The organism is Bacillus sp. EB01, assembly GCF_000613125.1.
In the GTDB taxonomy this organism is placed as follows: domain Bacteria; phylum Bacillota; class Bacilli; order Bacillales; family Cytobacillaceae; genus Bacillus_D.
Genome location: NZ_HG964497.1, coordinates 4,783,408 through 4,799,005, shown reverse-complemented (window position 1 = coordinate 4,799,005; position 15,598 = coordinate 4,783,408). Strand labels below are relative to the sequence as shown.

Here is a 15,598-nt window from a genome sequence, read left to right as displayed (position 1 = left end):
CAGCCGCCATACGGAGGCCAACAGCAATTCCCGATGATGGGAGGCCAGCCAGCATACGGAGGTCAACAGCAATTCCCAATGATGGGAGGCCAGCCGCTATACGGAGGTCAACAGCAATTCCCGATGATGGGAGGGCAGCCGCAATACGGAGGCCAACAGCTCCCAATGATGGGAGGGCAGCCGCAATACGGAGGCCAACAACTCCCAATGATGGGAGGGCAGCCGCCATATGGCGAGCAGCAAATGCCGATTATGTCTGAGACAGGGCAGACTGGTAACGAAACAATCGGCGGTGATCAGGGTGCGATGAGAGAAAATGACTTCATCCCAGGCGTACCAAGGATTTTTTCTCCGCCATTGCCTTTTTCACAGCCACCGCTGTTGAATCCTTATGGAATTGGCCCGCTAAGTCAAGGCCAACATGGATACTTTGATGAAAGCGCAGATTAAACGAACCAATCCGGGAGACGAGGACTTTTTGAATCGTCTCCTCTCTTATTTGGATCAACATACTTCTGCAACAATTCTTGCCCTTGAGCCAATCCGCCCGAAGGTTCTTTTTTTAAAAACTTCAGCTGGAAATTTTATTCTGAAAGGCTATTCTTCGTATACCCGTTTAAAGCTAATGGAGTCTTTTACTAGAAGGCTTAAAGAATGTGGGTTTACAGAAACGTATTCCTATATGGCATTTCCTGGCCTGGATCCGTTGTATTGGGATGGTCTATATTATGGCTGTATGGAGTTTATTCCTCCGCATCCAAATACATTTAATTACTATTGGGAAGCTGACAGATTAAATGGAGCAAGGTTATTGACTAAATTCCACCGAATTTCACAAACTCTTGAAAAGGAGTTTCAATCCACGGTTCCTTCAGCAAGTCTGCTGGATAAGTGGGAGGAGAGACTTGATTGTTTTATAGCCAATAGAAAAGAAATCGGACGATATCTTGATGAGACGATAGTAGCTGAACTAATTGAGTGGGCAAATCGGGCCTTGGTTGGGATGAATGTTCAGGAGAGATTTTTGCAAGAGGAGAAGCCCGCAGTGCTGCATGGAGATGTAGCCCATCATAATTTTATTCGATCTAAGACAGGAAAGGTTTATCTCATTGATTTCGACCTGATCAGCATTGGGTCGCCAGTGGTCGATTTTTTGCAGTATGCCAACCGCATTCTGCCTTATCTCCGGTGGTCGTTGAAACACCTGTCCAAGTACACACAGATTACACCTTATTTATATAATAAGGGTTTTTTATATGGACTTGTTTATCCGTCGGATATTTTAAGAGAATGGAATCGAATCATGCGGGAACAGAATCCGCCCGATGCAGTGAGACTTAAGCAGGTTTTGGACCAAACGATGTACCAGTATGATGCAAGAAGGAAATTTGTATTTGATGTAAAGGAAAAAATTAAATCTGGATAATCAAAGGCGATGCCCCAGGGTATTGCCTTTTTTCATTTACATAGCTGTCCAACCCTTATCAATCCTCTTTTCTGCTAAAAAGGATAATTAGGCAATAAAGGGAAAAGATAATAAAGGATTAGCAGTAATAAAAGGAAGAGGTGGGCAATATGAAACGGAAAACAGTATATTTTGTGGCTGCATTTCTGATCCTTCTGGTAAGCGGGCTCATTTGTCCGGATATCAGGGCATTAGCAGATGAAAAAGCGATTTCGGAGCCTCTTCGTCTGAGCGTAACACTCGAAAAAGTGTATGTTGATGGGGAAATCAGCCAGGAAACGGTCGTTGAAACGGTAAAGTCCTGGGAGGATTTCTGGTCAAAATATAAGAATTGGACAACCGTTGATGTTGGCAAAAATTCGGTTGTTTTAAGGAAGCAAGTTGAGGATATTTCTCCTCTTTTAAAATCTAATGGTTATTTTGGGCTTGGACAGGGGAGCGTTCTGGCTATTTTTAATGGCAGGCCTCCATACTCTCAAATTATCCAATCTTTTTATCAAATTGATGTGAAAAAGTTAGAGAGCAGGAAGCACGATGAACTAAAAAGGGGAATCCCGATACGTACAAAGGATCAGTACGTAGAAGTGCTTGAAAGCTTTAAGCCTTATTCGTCATGCGAAAAAATTAGCCATTAAGGATTCATTTTATATAAAAGAGACCAGGCGTATATTATGCCTGGTCTTCTTCCGTTTACTTGGGCAGTTTAACTTAACGAAGAATTTCATAAATAACATTTCCTACATGAGTTTTCTGGCAAATGAAGGAGTGTGCAGTGATGAGGAAACTTTTTTCAAATAAACAAAGATAGTATGGTAGAATGGAGTTCAGCATGGAAGAGGAGAGAAAAAAGTGTTTGATTTCATTCGCGGGAAACTGGACTTTGTTGGTCCGGAATACATAGTAGTAGAAAATGCAGGGATTGGCTGGCAAATATCGACGCCAAATCCTTTTGCCTATTCAAGTAAAATTGGTACAGATGTAACTGTCTTTGTCTATCATTATGTCCGGGAGGATGCTATGAGTCTTTTCGGATTTTCAAAAAGAGAAGAAAAAACGCTTTTCACCAAGTTATTAAGTGTTTCTGGAATTGGGCCTAAAGGAGCGCTCGCAATCCTGGCATACGGACAGCCGGAGCAGGTTGTATATGCGATTGAACAGGAAGACGAGGCGTTCCTAATTAAATTCCCGGGAGTAGGGAAAAAGACAGCCCGGCAAATGATACTGGATTTGAAGGGTAAGCTGAAAAATATTACGCCTTCATTATTTCCAGACCTGTTTAACCAGGACGGAGCAGGGTTTGTTCCGGCAGCTGGAAACAGCCAGCTTGATGAAGCAATTCTTGCGTTAAAGGCACTGGGTTATACAGAAAAGGAAGTAAATAAAGTATCGAAGGAATTGCAAAAAGAAGACCTGTCGACGGACCAATATATTAAAAAAGCCCTGCAGCGGCTAATAAAGTAAAGGTGATCGAGAGTGGATGAACGAGTGATTTCGAGCGAGGCGGACAAACAGGAGCTTATTTTGGAAACAAGCCTCAGGCCGCAGACACTCAAGCAATATATTGGGCAAGATAAAGTTAAAGCCAATCTTGAAGTGTTCATCAGCGCGGCAAGGATGCGGAAGGAAACACTTGACCATGTGCTTTTATATGGACCTCCAGGACTTGGAAAAACAACTCTTGCCGCAATTATTGCCAATGAGATGGGCGTGAATTTAAGGACCACCTCGGGGCCAGCCATCGAGAGGCCTGGCGATCTTGCTGCCATCCTTGCTTCACTTGAGCCTGGCGATGTATTATTCATTGACGAGATACATCGGCTTCCAAGAGCAATCGAGGAAGTATTGTATCCGGCAATGGAGGATTTTTGTCTTGATATTGTGATTGGGAAAGGACCGGAAGCCCGATCGGTGCGGATTGACCTTCCACCTTTCACACTTGTTGGCGCTACAACCAGGGCCGGTGCGATTTCCGCTCCTTTACGGGATCGATTTGGTGTTTTGGCCCGCCTCGAGTATTATAAGGAAGAACAGCTTAGGGATATCGTTGAGCGGACTGCGGTTATACTGGATACAGTAATTAGTCCAACAGCCGCTTCGGAAATTGCCAGAAGATCTCGCGGGACTCCAAGGATTGCCAATAGGCTCTTGCGAAGGGTTCGGGACTTCGCCCAAGTGCGCGGCAATGGTGAAATAGACCAGGTGCTAGCATCAGAGGCGTTAGAACTTCTTCAGGTAGACAGACTTGGCCTGGATCATATTGATCATAAACTTTTGATTGGGATTATCGAGAAATTCCGTGGCGGCCCGGTAGGATTGGACACGATTGCAGCTTCTATTGGCGAGGAATCGGATACGATAGAGGATGTATACGAGCCTTACCTTTTGCAAATAGGATTCTTGCAGCGTACCCCAAGGGGAAGAGTAGTAACCGACCTTGTTTATCGCCATTTTCATATGGAGGTGCCTGAAAAGAAATGACCCCATTTTCAAAAATGCTAATGGTAATTGGAGCTGTCATTTTCCTAATTGGCCTGCTTATGCCGATTTTTAATCTGGGCAAGCTGCCGGGTGATATTCTAATCAAAAAAGGCAATACAACCTTTTATTTTCCTGTTGTAACATCAATTGTTTTGAGTATTGTCCTATCGCTGATCCTTTTTGTCATCGGGAAGTTCAGATAAGCCCGTAACGAGGGTCTAAATGGTATAAAACGTTATTATAGTAAGGGTGTAGCAAATGAAAGTGGATATTTTTGATTTTCATCTTCCTGAAGAACTTATTGCCCAGACGCCGCTTCTTGATAGGTCGGACAGCAGGCTGATGGTGCTGGATAAGCAGACAGGCGATTTGAAGCATGAGAAATTCAAGGCAATTAAGGATTATTTGAAGCCAGGCGACTGCCTCGTTTTAAACGATACAAAGGTACTTCCGGCAAGGCTTCATGGCGTTAAAAAGGATACAGGCGCGAACATTGAAATTCTTTTGCTCAAGCAGCTTGAAGGTGACAAATGGGAAACGCTTGTAAAACCTGCCAAGCGGGTAAAGGAAGGAACGGAACTGGAATTTGGGGAAGGTGTCCTAAAAGCTGTCTGCACGGCTGAGGCCGATCATGGCGGACGGGTCCTGGAATTCAGCTATGAAGGCATTTTTTATGAGATCCTCGATACGCTTGGTGAAATGCCGCTTCCTCCTTATATAAAGGAACAGCTTGATGATAAGGACCGCTATCAGACCGTTTATGCAAAAGAAAGGGGCTCGGCTGCAGCGCCTACCGCAGGCCTTCACTTTACCGAGGAACTCCTCGATGAAATTAAGGAGTTAGGTGTAAATGTGGCGTTTATTACGCTCCATGTTGGTCTTGGCACATTCAGGCCAGTTAGCGTGGACGATATTGCCGAGCATGATATGCATTCCGAGTTTTATATCGTTTCGGAGGAAACCGCGCGGACACTAAATGAAACGAGGGAGAGTGGCGGCAGGATCATCACAGTTGGAACTACATCTACCAGGACCCTCGAGACTGTTGCTTCCTCAAATAATGGGAAATTTAATGCTTCAAGCGGCTGGACCGATATCTTTATTTATCCTGGTTATGAATTTAAGGCTATTGATGGTATGGTGACCAACTTTCACCTTCCAAAATCAACATTAATCATGCTCGTCAGTGCACTTGCCGGCAGGGAAAATGTCCTTCACGCATATGAAACAGCGGTAAAAGAACGGTACAGATTCTTTAGCTTTGGCGACGCAATGCTGATTATCTAGGAGTTTGTCTAGGTCCCTATTTTTTGCGCTAAAATGAGCGCATTTCTTCAAATGGAAGGAGTACAATGCTTTGACAGCAATACGATACGAATTAATTCACACTTGCAAACAAACCGGTGCCAGGCTCGGACGGGTCCATACCCCGCATGGCAGCTTTGATACACCGATGTTCATGCCAGTCGGCACACTTGCGACGGTCAAGACGATGTCACCTGAAGACCTCAAGGAAATGGGAGCCAAAATCATTTTGAGCAATACCTATCATCTGTGGCTCCGTCCAGGACATGAAATTATCCGTGAAGCAGGCGGCTTACATAAGTTCATGAACTGGGACAGAGCTATTCTAACTGATTCTGGTGGTTTTCAGGTATTCTCATTAAGCGAATTCCGGAAAATTGAAGAGGAAGGTGTTCATTTCCGGAATCACCTGAATGGTGACAAGCTTTTCCTTTCCCCAGAAAAAGCGATGGAGATTCAAAATGCACTTGGTTCCGATATTATGATGGCATTTGATGAATGCCCGCCATTCCCAGCAACCGAAGAGTATATGAAGAAGTCTGTAGAGCGGACTTCGAGATGGGCAGAACGCTGCCTGAATGCCCACCAGCGACCTCAGGACCAGGGGCTGTTCGGAATTGTCCAGGGAGGCGAGTTTGAACACCTTCGCAAACAAAGTGCTAGTGATCTAACAAGCCTTGACTTTCCTGGTTATGCTGTAGGGGGATTGTCAGTGGGTGAACCGAAGGATGTCATGAACCGCGTCCTTGAATTTACGACACCGCTTTTACCGGCCAACAAACCAAGATATCTCATGGGCGTTGGTTCTCCAGACTCCTTAATAGACGGGGCAATCCGCGGAATTGATATGTTTGATTGTGTACTTCCGACTAGAATTGCAAGGAATGGTACACTAATGACCAGTACTGGCAGACTTGTTGTCAAAAATGCAAAATATGCTCGTGACTTTGGTCCGATTGACGAAAATTGCAGCTGCTATACATGCCGGAATTATAGCAGGGCTTATATCCGCCATTTAATCCGCTGTGAGGAAACGTTCGGCATCAGACTTACGACTTATCATAATCTGCATTTTCTGTTAGAATTAATGGAGCAAGTCAGACAGGCTATTAGGGAAGACCGCCTGGGAGACTTCAGGGAAGAATATTTTGAGCGTTACGGATTCAATAAACCGGATGCAAAAAATTTCTAAATATATAATTTTTGAAAGGAGGGAAATCATTTGGACGGAAATTTAATTGGTACTTTGGGACCGCTTATTCTTATGTTTGTCCTGTTTTACTTCCTGCTGATTCGCCCGCAGCAAAAGCGTCAGAAGGCAGTCCAGCAGATGCAAAGTGATTTGAAAAAAGGGGACCGTGTTGTAACAATCGGTGGCCTTCATGGCTTTGTCGATTCATTGGATGAGGACAAGGTAGTCATCCTTTGTGGCGATGGCAGCCGTCTTACATACGACCGTGCGGCAATCCGCGATGTTTCATCCGATTCTGCAAACTAAATACAAAAGCGGAACGCGCCTTGATTATCGCCGTACAAAATGGAGGGGCTTCGACTGAGATAAAGGAATCACGAAGAGCGATAGCGAATCGATGATGACTTATCGTAGGGAGGAGACCTTAAGTTTGCGCACGCGTGGGCGCTGGAGCTAGACGGGACAATAGTTAAAAAGGCATTCCGAGTGAATGCCTTTTTGCATATTTTTTAAGCTGCTGTCCGTTTGGGCCCAGCCAAATTGACGCCGAGGATACCGCCCATCATGGCTATCAGGATGTAGCAGACATGGTACACGATTTGCTCGACGTCGAACAGCTTGTCGTAGCCGAGATATTGAAACAGGAAAATGATAAGTGAATAAATCATTCCGGTCAAACCGCCAAGCAACCAGCCTTTCTGCCCGGTCTTTCCGCCCGATAGGAAACCACCCCCGAACAACCCGATAAATGACATGGCTGTAATAATGTATTCAAGTGATACTTCCCTAACAGATGTGAACCTCAACAATAATGAAAAAATGAGTGAGCTGAATACCGCAAATACAAAAATGAATACCAGCCCGGATAGAATGCCTTTTCCCATACTCCTTGTTTCGATTTTCACCATCTCCCTTCCATACACTCCATTCTTTGCCTAGTACAAGCATATTCACAAGAACCAGGAATAGAAGTCCCGTTTGAAAGAAACTTGGCAATAAGTACCTTACTTAATCGTGTTGAAAAGCGGAAACTAAACATGTTTAAACCTTGGAGGTGCTTTGGGCAGTGGAACATTTGGAACTTCTGTTACGGACCATATTTTTGTACCTTGTCATCCTAATAACCTTCAGGCTGATGGGGAAGAGGGAAATTGGTGAACTTAGTGTTCTTGATCTGGTTGTGTTTATAATGCTGGCAGAGATTGCATCAATGGCGATTGAAAATACGGAAGATTCCATCTTTCACTCACTCATTCCAATGCTTGGGCTTGTCGGAATACAAATTGTGTTTGCTTACGTTTCATTAAAAAGCAAGTGGTTTAGGGATTTAATCGATGGCAGGCCAACAATTATTATTAACAAAGGGAATATTGATGAAAAAGCAATGAAAAAACAGCGCTATAATTTTGATGATTTGCTTGTACAACTGAGGGAAAAGGATATCCGAAATATATCAGACGTAGAATTTGCTATACTTGAAACATCCGGAAAGTTGTCCGTTTTTAAAAAAGAGCCAAAAGGAAACGGGAAGCGAGATCATTCAAAGGGTGATCTTACTATGCCCCTCATTATCGATGGAAATATTCAGGAAGAAAATCTTAGACGAATTAATAAGTCAAAAGATTGGCTTTTAGAAGAACTTAATAAAAAAAGCGATTTACAACTAAAGGAAGTTTCATTTTGCAGCTATGATCAAGGAAAGCTATATGTCGATATAAATGACAAATAAAATGCTGGCAACCTAAATTGGAAGCCAGCATTTTTTTTTGGAAAAATAGCTTTCTCATTACGGAGTCAGCCTTGAAAGAAAGCCTCCAATCCAGGGAATCCGTTTTAACTCCTGCGGCCGGATTAGTTTAAGGAAAAGGATAAGCATTGAATAAATGGCTGCCATACTTATAGTGGAAATGACCACTTTGTTTAGCAACGAAATGTCAGGAGAAAATCCATGGTAAATGAGAAAACCTGCATAACCTGAAACAACTATAACGACTAGAATTTTTAAATATTCCACTACATAAAAAGAAAATGAAATCCGTTTGAGGACAGTTGCAAAATGGAGAAGTGTAACCAGAACGGTTCCTGTCATCAATCCAAGTGCGACACCATTGATACCAAAGGCTGGCTGTGATGCGAGAAGGAAAATGACGGCTGTTTTGATAACCGCTCCAATCAGGCTATTAATCATGGCTGCCCTTGCCAGGTTCAAAGCCTGCAATGCTGCCTGCAGCGGCCCTTGATAATAATAAAATAAAAAGAACGGAGCCATCAGCCTGATAAATCCGGCCCCATTTGAGGATCCATACATTAATGTCATTAATGGATCGGCAAGCACATAGAGAACAGCAACTGATATCCCCCCTGTTAAAATGGAAAAGCGCAATGCTTGCTGGAGGCGGTGTTCAATCAGCTTACTGTTGTTTTTAGAGTTTGCTTCGCTGATTGCCGGGACAAGTGAAGTTGCCAGTGAATATGTAATAAAGGATGGCAGCAACAGAAGCGGCATCGCGAAGCCGGTCAATGCGCCATATTGTTTAGTAGCGAGGGCCGTCGCTACCCCTGCAAGCCCAAGGCTGTGCGAGACGACAATCGGCTCAAAGAACCAGGAGACAGACCCGATTAGCCTGCTGCCTGTTGTTGGGACTGCGACACTCATCAGCTCCTTAAAGGACTGCTTGCCTGATTTGACGAACTTGAAGAAATCCTTTCGTACCCTGAACTTTTTCTTTAATTTAAATGCGGTCATAAGATAGACTAAAGAAACAAGCTCACCAATTACGGCTGAAAGCATTGCCCCGGCGGCGGCGAATTCAATCCCATAAGGAAGGAAGGTTTTTGTCATTACGGCAATAAGTGCAATTCTGAAGGTTTGCTCCAATATTTGCGAGTAAGCGGAAGGCTTCATATTTTGCCTGCCCTGGAAATAACCGCGCAAAACGGAAGAGACCGCGATGATGGGCACAACAGGAGCAATGGCAATTAACGGATAATACGTCCGGCTGTCTGTGAACAGCGTTTCTGCCAGCCATGGTGCGAGCAGGATCATCGCAGGCGTGAAAATGGCGGATAGAGTTAGAGTGGTAGCTAAGGAAACAACAAGAATTTTTTTTATTTTTCCGTATTCACCGCGGGCTTCTGCCTCAGCAATATTTTTTGAAATCGCCACCGGCAGGCCAAACTGAGTAATCGTGATGACGAGCACCAGTGTCGGGTACGCCATCATATAGAGGCCGACCCCTTCCTCACCGATAAATCGGGCAATCGCAATCCGATTGATGAATCCTAGCATTCTAGTAATAAATCCTGCGAGAAGCAGGATAACTGTTCCTTTTAAAAACTTAGACATTCGTTTCCCACCTTCTCAAAATAGTGGAGATAATATACAATTAACTATATGCACCGGGGTGGACAAACAGACATAGAGCATGTCAGAAAACTAAATATGAGTTATACTTCCATTCCATATTCATGGAAAGGGACTGTTTATCAAGCGGAAACAAGCAATATAAGGCGATGGAGCGTAGCGGGACTATATAAGTGCCGATTATGGAATTTTATTTCTGCAAAGTTTAATAGTGAGCGGCTATACTTAGCGAAGCTCTTTTCCACACAAAAGACAAACTGTTTCAGGAGGTTCCTATAATGGAATACGGGCATACATACGACCAGTACCGGTATCAGCTTTTTCCAGTCCTTGAAAGCAAGCTTGAGGAATTTCGCCTTCTTGGCAATGAATCAATAAGCGAACAAGAGCTGTGGGGCTATCTTATTAAGAAGAAATGGAAAAAGGACAACGGGGAAAAGCTTCTCCATGAACTTGTTCAGGACATTTTGTCTGTTAAAGTTAGTGATTTCATCAGCTATGCGACTCAGGAAACATACAAGGAATCCCCGTTTTCCAAGGATAATCAGGAAGAATGGAAGGAACTGCTCAAGTAATTGAGGGATATTTGTAGATTAATTTTTAGTAGTGATTGGGTTATCAATTCATGAAGAAATCGGGTTAAAAAGGCCATTAGCGGCTCTGCAGACCTGCTGCAGAGCCTTAATAAGTTTTTGCAGGAGTTTCTTCATATCCAATTTTGTGTAAAAAATGTCATCTAAGTGGAATTGACAGGCTATTCCTGATAAATCATAATAATTCTATTGGACTTAAAGTGTATTTACAGGTTAGCTTTGCCAGGAATTTAAGGAGGTTCATCACATGGTTAAACGCAACAGGATTGTGGCTTTCATCCTCATTGTCCTTATCGTGGGGAGCATTATCGGAGCCACATCCAAAAACATCTTGGGCAACATCAAGCTAGGCCTTGATTTGCAGGGCGGATTTGAAATCCTTTATGAAGTGAAGCCTGCGAAGAAAGGGCAAAAGATCAACCAGGAAGCACTGGCAAGCACAGCCGAAGCTCTCGACAGGCGTATTAACGTCCTTGGTGTCAGTGAACCAAATATTCAAATTGAAGGGGACGACCGAATCAGGGTGCAACTTGCCGGGGTAACCGACCAGGCAAAGGCCCGGGAAATGTTGTCTACCGAAGCAAATCTTAGCTTCAGGGATGCAAATGATAAGCTGATGATGGACGGAACCGACCTTGCGGAAAACGGTGCAAAGCAAACGTTTGACCAGCAGGGAAGGCCAGCCGTCTCTCTTAAATTAAAAAGCGCGGATAAGTTTCGCGAGGTAACACAGGAAATAGTGAACAACGCCCCGAACAATGTTCTTGTCATCTGGCTTGATTTTGAGGAGGGAGTTGATTCCTTTAAGGAGGAAATCGGAAAAGAAAATCCGAAATTCCTTTCTGCTCCTACAGTCAGCCAGGTTTTTAACGACAACGAAGTATCCATCGAAGGACAATTCACACCTGACGAGGCCCAGACTCTAGCAAGCCTGCTGAATGCGGGGGCACTTCCAGTCCAGTTGGATGAGATTTATTCAACGTCGGTTGGAGCTAAATTCGGTGAAAAGGCTTTGGATGAGACAGTTTATGCGGGAATTATCGGTGTTCTTGCTATTTTCATTTTCATGATTGCCTATTACCGATTCCCAGGTTTTATTGCGACAATCACTCTAACTATTTATCTATTTTTGACTTTGCTTATATTTGATTGGATGAACGTCGTCCTGACGCTGCCGGGCATCGCAGCCTTGATTCTCGGTGTCGGTATGGCCGTAGACGCGAACATCATTACGTATGAAAGGATTAAAGAGGAAATCAAGGTTGGTAAAACAATCAAGGCGGCCTTCAAAGCAGGGAACGAAAACTCGCTCTCCACAGTTACAGATGCCAACCTTACAACCTTGCTCGCAGGTGCAGTTCTGTTTTTCTATGGGACAAGCTCAGTTAAAGGGTTCGCCACAAGCTTGATTATTGGTATCCTAGGAAGTTTCTTTACGAACGTATACCTTTCGAGGTGGCTGCTCGGCCTTTGGGTAAACAGCGGCTTCCTGAATAACAAGCCCGGCTGGTTTGGTGTCAAAAAGAGCGACATTCACGACATTGCTGAAGGCGTCGATACACTTGAACTTAAAACAAAGTTTGACAGAATCGACTTTGTCCGGAACCGGAAAGCTTTCTTCATTGCGTCCGGTTCAATAGTTGCGGTTGGCATTGTAATCCTGTTGATATTCAGGCTGAACCTAGGCATTGATTTTACAAGCGGAACGCGTGTAGAAGTTCTGTCAGAAAAGCCATTGACAACTGAACAATTTTCGAATGAGCTGAAAAAGGCCGGTTTTGAAACCGATGATATCGTAATTTCAGGTGCTGATAATGAAATTGGCGTCGCCAGGTTTAAGGGTGAGATGTCCAAGGATGAAATTACTCAGCTAAAAAATGACCTTCACGATGTATACGGTGCAGATCCAACAGTCAACAGTGTTTCGCCGACTGTCGGTAAGGAGCTTGCCAAGAACGCGATGATTTCCATGGCTCTCGCATCCCTGGGCTTGATTATTTTCGTTGCTTTCCGATTTGACTTGCCGATGGGGATATCAGCTATTATCGCCTTGCTCTTTGCCGCATTCTTCATCTTCCCGCTCTTCAGCATCATCCGTTGGGAAGTCGATATCACCTTTATTGCGGCCGTCCTGACGGTAGTCGGTTATGCGATCAATGATACAATCGTTACCTTTGACCGGATGCGTGAGAACATGCAGAAACGCCGCCGCCTGAAAACGAAAGAAGAAATTGCCGATGTTGTTAATACCAGTATCAGGCAAACCCTCGGCCGTTCAATCAACACTGTTGGTATGGTTGCTTTGACAGTAGTGGCGCTTCTGATATTCGGAAGCGAATCGATCCGCAGTTTCTCACTCGCTTTGCTTGTCGGTCTAATTGTCGGTACGTACTCTTCCATCTATATCGCAGCACAGCTGTGGGTTGAATGGAAAACACGTGAATTGAAGAAAAAGGGTGTTCTCATCACTTACAAAGAAAAACGCAAATACAACGACCAGCCACAAGTCTAACCGCAGATTTTCTGCGGTTTTTCTTTTTGTGAAAGGCTTGCAGGGGTACTTTCCTGCTATAAGGGTAAATCGGCTGGTAACTTTTCTCTAGTGAAACTAGGAGGTTCACTAGTTGTTTCGAGGAAAATAGTAGTAATACTCTGAGTAGTACTAAAAGTACTACGTGAAAAAACCAGCAATTTCTTGCTATAGCGGTAAATTTGCTTGTTGTTTTTCTCTAGTAATACTCAGAGAAACACTAGTCCCCAAACAGAAAAGACTAATAGTATTAAAAAACAGCAGCATTGGTTCCATTACGCACATCTAAAACCCTTCAAACATAACCAATACACCTTATTGGTAACATTTTTAGGAGTTCCAGGGGATGAAACGCAGCCAATACTACTTCATGGTACCATTTCCAGCTGCCACAAAGTCCAAAACGGTTCCAATGAACGCGAAGAACCCTGAACTCTGTTCCGCCCATTAGCCCCAAAATTACCCTGAAATCCATTGTCCGCAAGAATAGATGATTGTGCTGGTTTTCCTGCTCCTGTATAATAGAAAAGTTGAGGGGTGAACGTATGTTACATTCAAAAACACGTTGGATTGTCCGGGATTATGATTTGGGCACGGCTGAAAAACTTGCAGAAGAACTGAATATATCTCCCCTTGTTTCTTCAATGCTATTAAACCGGGGAATTGACAATTCTGACTCCGCCCGGACTTTTCTTTTTGGCGGGCAGGATTTTCACGATCCGTTTTTGCTTGACGGCATGGATAGGGCAGTTGCCCGGATCCAGGAGGCAATTGCCAATCAGGAACCGATACTAATATATGGAGATTATGATGCGGACGGTGTAAGCAGTACAACTGTTCTGATGATTACCCTAAGAGAACTTGGAGCAAATGTAAGCTTCTACATACCGGACAGGTTTTCCGAAGGGTATGGACCGAATGAAGCTGCATTCAGGAAAGCTGCCGAAAGTGGAATTAAGCTCATTATTACCGTTGATACAGGAATTGCAGCAATTCATGAGGCGGAAATAGCAAGAGAGTTAAATGTTGACCTGATAATCACAGATCACCATGAGCCTGGACCGATTTTACCGGAGGCTCTTGCGATTATTCATCCAAAATTGCCTGGGAGCAACTATCCATTTAGGGAACTTGCCGGTGTGGGAGTTGCCTTCAAAGTGGCACATGCCCTTTACGGGAAACTTCCAGAGCATCTTTTGGAAATTGCCGTTATTGGCACGATTGCCGACCTTGTTTCGTTAAAAGGGGAAAATCGGCTAATTGCCAAAAAAGGCATTGAAAAACTGAAATCGACTAAAAATATTGGAATCAAGGCAATTTTCAAGGTTGCCGGTGTCGAACTCCAAACGATTAATGAAGAGACGATTGGATTTTCACTTGCCCCACGGATTAATGCGGTGGGAAGACTTGAACATGCAAGCATGGCAGTTGACTTGCTTTTGTCCGATAACATGGGGGAAGCTGAAGAGCTCGCCCACGAAATGGATTCGCTTAACAAGGAACGACAGGCAATTGTCCAATCCATTACACTTGAAGCGATTGAACAGGTGGATAAAGAATTTCCGACTGATTCTAACAAAGTGCTGGTTGTGGGTAAGGAAGGCTGGCATGCCGGTGTCATTGGTATCGTTGCATCGAAACTGGTGGAGAGATACTACCGGCCGGTAATTGTCCTGAGTTACGACCGGGAAAAAGGACTTGCAAAAGGATCCGCCAGAAGTATTCCGGGCTTTGACCTTTTCAAAAATCTCTCAACCACTAGGGAACTTCTTCCTCACTTCGGGGGCCATCCAATGGCGGCGGGAATGACTTTAAAGCTTGAGGATGTAGACGAGCTGCGACGAAGGCTTAACCAACTGGCAGAAATGCAAATGAGCGATGATGATTTTATTCCGGTAATGCAGCTTGATGCAGAAATATCGATTTCCGATTGTACCCTTGAAATTTTAGAGGAGCTTCAACTGCTCGCTCCTTATGGTATGGATAATCCGAAGCCAAGGATTTCAATCGAGAATGCCGAAATATCAACAATTCGTAAAATTGGCAGCGACCATAACCATCTAAAGCTCACACTTGCTGGTGACGAAAAATCAGTTGATGCAATTGGGTTTGGCCTGGGGAGGTTTTTTGATCATATTTCACCTGCATCAAGGCTTTCAATTGCCGGAGAGCTTTCGATAAATGAATGGAATAATATCAGAAAGCCGCAAATTATGCTTCAGGATATTGCAGTCAGGCATTGGCAGCTGTTTGACATACGCGGAGTCCGCTCTTTCGGTTCACTGCGGGCAAAGCTGCCAGATATCAGTAAAATTTTCATTTTGTTCGATCGGCAGTACCTGCAGGCTATTGTGCCTGGTGAAAAGGATGAAGTTATTGTTGCTGATACAATTGAAACGGCAGAAGCGGCAAGGCTTGATGGTGCAAGCATTGTGTTGGTTGATATGCCGCCGTCTAAGGCTATCTTTAATGCGCTGCTTGCCGGAAAAAGCCCTGAGAGAATGTATGCCGCTTTTTATAAGGAAAACAGTGAATTTTTCAGTACAATCCCGGGCAGGGAACACTTCAAGTGGTATTACGCGTTCCTTCTGAAAAACTCGCCATTTGATATTAATAAATATGGCGGCCTGCTGGCAAAGAGGCGGGGATGGACGAAGGAGACAATCGATTT

At 44.0% G+C, this 15,598-nt stretch carries 14 protein-coding genes and 1 pseudogene; 13 read left to right on the top strand and 2 right to left on the bottom strand.

Annotated features, from left to right (window positions below; genetic code table 11):
- From TY16_RS26735 to yajC, 9 genes and pseudogenes are all read left to right on the top strand, one after another.
- Positions 1 to 450: pseudogene (locus TY16_RS26735) on the top strand (hypothetical protein); the annotation flags it as partial.
- Entirely contained in the window at positions 434 to 1,426 is a 993-nt protein-coding gene (locus TY16_RS22640) for an aminoglycoside phosphotransferase family protein (protein WP_043934004.1), read from the top strand. The pseudogene TY16_RS26735 and the gene TY16_RS22640, both read left to right, overlap by 17 nt.
- A 149-nt stretch (positions 1,427 to 1,575) precedes the next feature.
- Positions 1,576 to 2,100 (top strand): BofC C-terminal domain-containing protein, encoded by a 525-nt coding sequence (locus tag TY16_RS22635; RefSeq protein ID WP_052342836.1) that lies wholly within the window; start codon positions 1,576 to 1,578, stop codon positions 2,098 to 2,100.
- A gap of 214 nt (positions 2,101 to 2,314) precedes the next feature.
- Positions 2,315 to 2,926: a Holliday junction branch migration protein RuvA gene (ruvA, locus tag TY16_RS22630; protein ID WP_043934003.1), complete on the top strand. Its 612-nt coding sequence runs from the start codon at positions 2,315 to 2,317 to the stop codon at positions 2,924 to 2,926.
- 12 nt (positions 2,927 to 2,938) lie between these two features.
- The gene (ruvB, locus tag TY16_RS22625; protein WP_043934002.1) at positions 2,939 to 3,943 is read left to right on the top strand and encodes a Holliday junction branch migration DNA helicase RuvB; all 1,005 of its coding nucleotides are present in this window, start codon (positions 2,939 to 2,941) and stop codon (positions 3,941 to 3,943) included.
- Entirely contained in the window at positions 3,940 to 4,146 is a 207-nt protein-coding gene (locus TY16_RS22620; protein WP_043934001.1) for a DUF2905 domain-containing protein, read from the top strand. Before ruvB ends, TY16_RS22620 begins: the two co-directional genes overlap by 4 nt.
- Positions 4,147 to 4,201: 55 nt before the next feature.
- Positions 4,202 to 5,230: a tRNA preQ1(34) S-adenosylmethionine ribosyltransferase-isomerase QueA gene (queA, locus tag TY16_RS22615; protein WP_043934000.1), complete on the top strand. Its 1,029-nt coding sequence runs from the start codon at positions 4,202 to 4,204 to the stop codon at positions 5,228 to 5,230.
- Between the two features lie 70 nt (positions 5,231 to 5,300).
- Positions 5,301 to 6,440, top strand: a complete 1,140-nt coding sequence (gene tgt, locus TY16_RS22610; protein ID WP_043933999.1) for a tRNA guanosine(34) transglycosylase Tgt — start codon at positions 5,301 to 5,303, stop codon at positions 6,438 to 6,440.
- A gap of 30 nt (positions 6,441 to 6,470) precedes the next feature.
- On the top strand, positions 6,471 to 6,746 hold the full coding sequence (yajC, locus tag TY16_RS22605; RefSeq protein WP_081773082.1) for a preprotein translocase subunit YajC: 276 nt from the start codon (positions 6,471 to 6,473) through the stop codon (positions 6,744 to 6,746).
- Positions 6,747 to 6,949: 203 nt separating this feature from the next.
- Here the strand turns inward: yajC and TY16_RS22600 are convergent, their stop codons facing one another.
- Positions 6,950 to 7,324, bottom strand: a complete 375-nt coding sequence (locus TY16_RS22600; protein WP_043934928.1) for a TIGR04086 family membrane protein — start codon at positions 7,322 to 7,324, stop codon at positions 6,950 to 6,952.
- 182 nt (positions 7,325 to 7,506) lie between these two features.
- Between TY16_RS22600 and TY16_RS22595 the strand changes: the two genes are divergently transcribed.
- Positions 7,507 to 8,169 (top strand): DUF421 domain-containing protein, encoded by a 663-nt coding sequence (locus tag TY16_RS22595; protein WP_231505664.1) that lies wholly within the window; start codon positions 7,507 to 7,509, stop codon positions 8,167 to 8,169.
- Between the two features lie 57 nt (positions 8,170 to 8,226).
- Here TY16_RS22595 and spoVB read toward each other — a convergent pair whose 3' ends face one another.
- Entirely contained in the window at positions 8,227 to 9,786 is a 1,560-nt protein-coding gene (spoVB, locus tag TY16_RS22590) for a stage V sporulation protein B (protein ID WP_043933997.1), read from the bottom strand.
- A 296-nt stretch (positions 9,787 to 10,082) separates the two neighbouring features.
- On the opposite strand from spoVB, the gene TY16_RS22585 reads away from it, so the two are divergent.
- The 3 genes from TY16_RS22585 to recJ form a co-directional block, all read left to right on the top strand.
- Complete coding sequence (locus TY16_RS22585) at positions 10,083 to 10,379, top strand: post-transcriptional regulator (RefSeq protein WP_043933996.1); 297 nt, start codon at positions 10,083 to 10,085, stop codon at positions 10,377 to 10,379.
- Positions 10,380 to 10,644: 265 nt separating this feature from the next.
- Positions 10,645 to 12,909 carry a protein translocase subunit SecDF gene (gene secDF, locus TY16_RS22580; RefSeq protein ID WP_043933995.1) on the top strand — a complete coding sequence of 755 codons (2,265 nt, stop codon included), beginning with the start codon at positions 10,645 to 10,647 and terminating at the stop codon, positions 12,907 to 12,909.
- Between the two features lie 563 nt (positions 12,910 to 13,472).
- A partial coding sequence (gene recJ, locus TY16_RS22575) for a single-stranded-DNA-specific exonuclease RecJ (RefSeq protein WP_043933994.1) occupies positions 13,473 to 15,598 on the top strand: 2,126 nt, incomplete at its 3' end.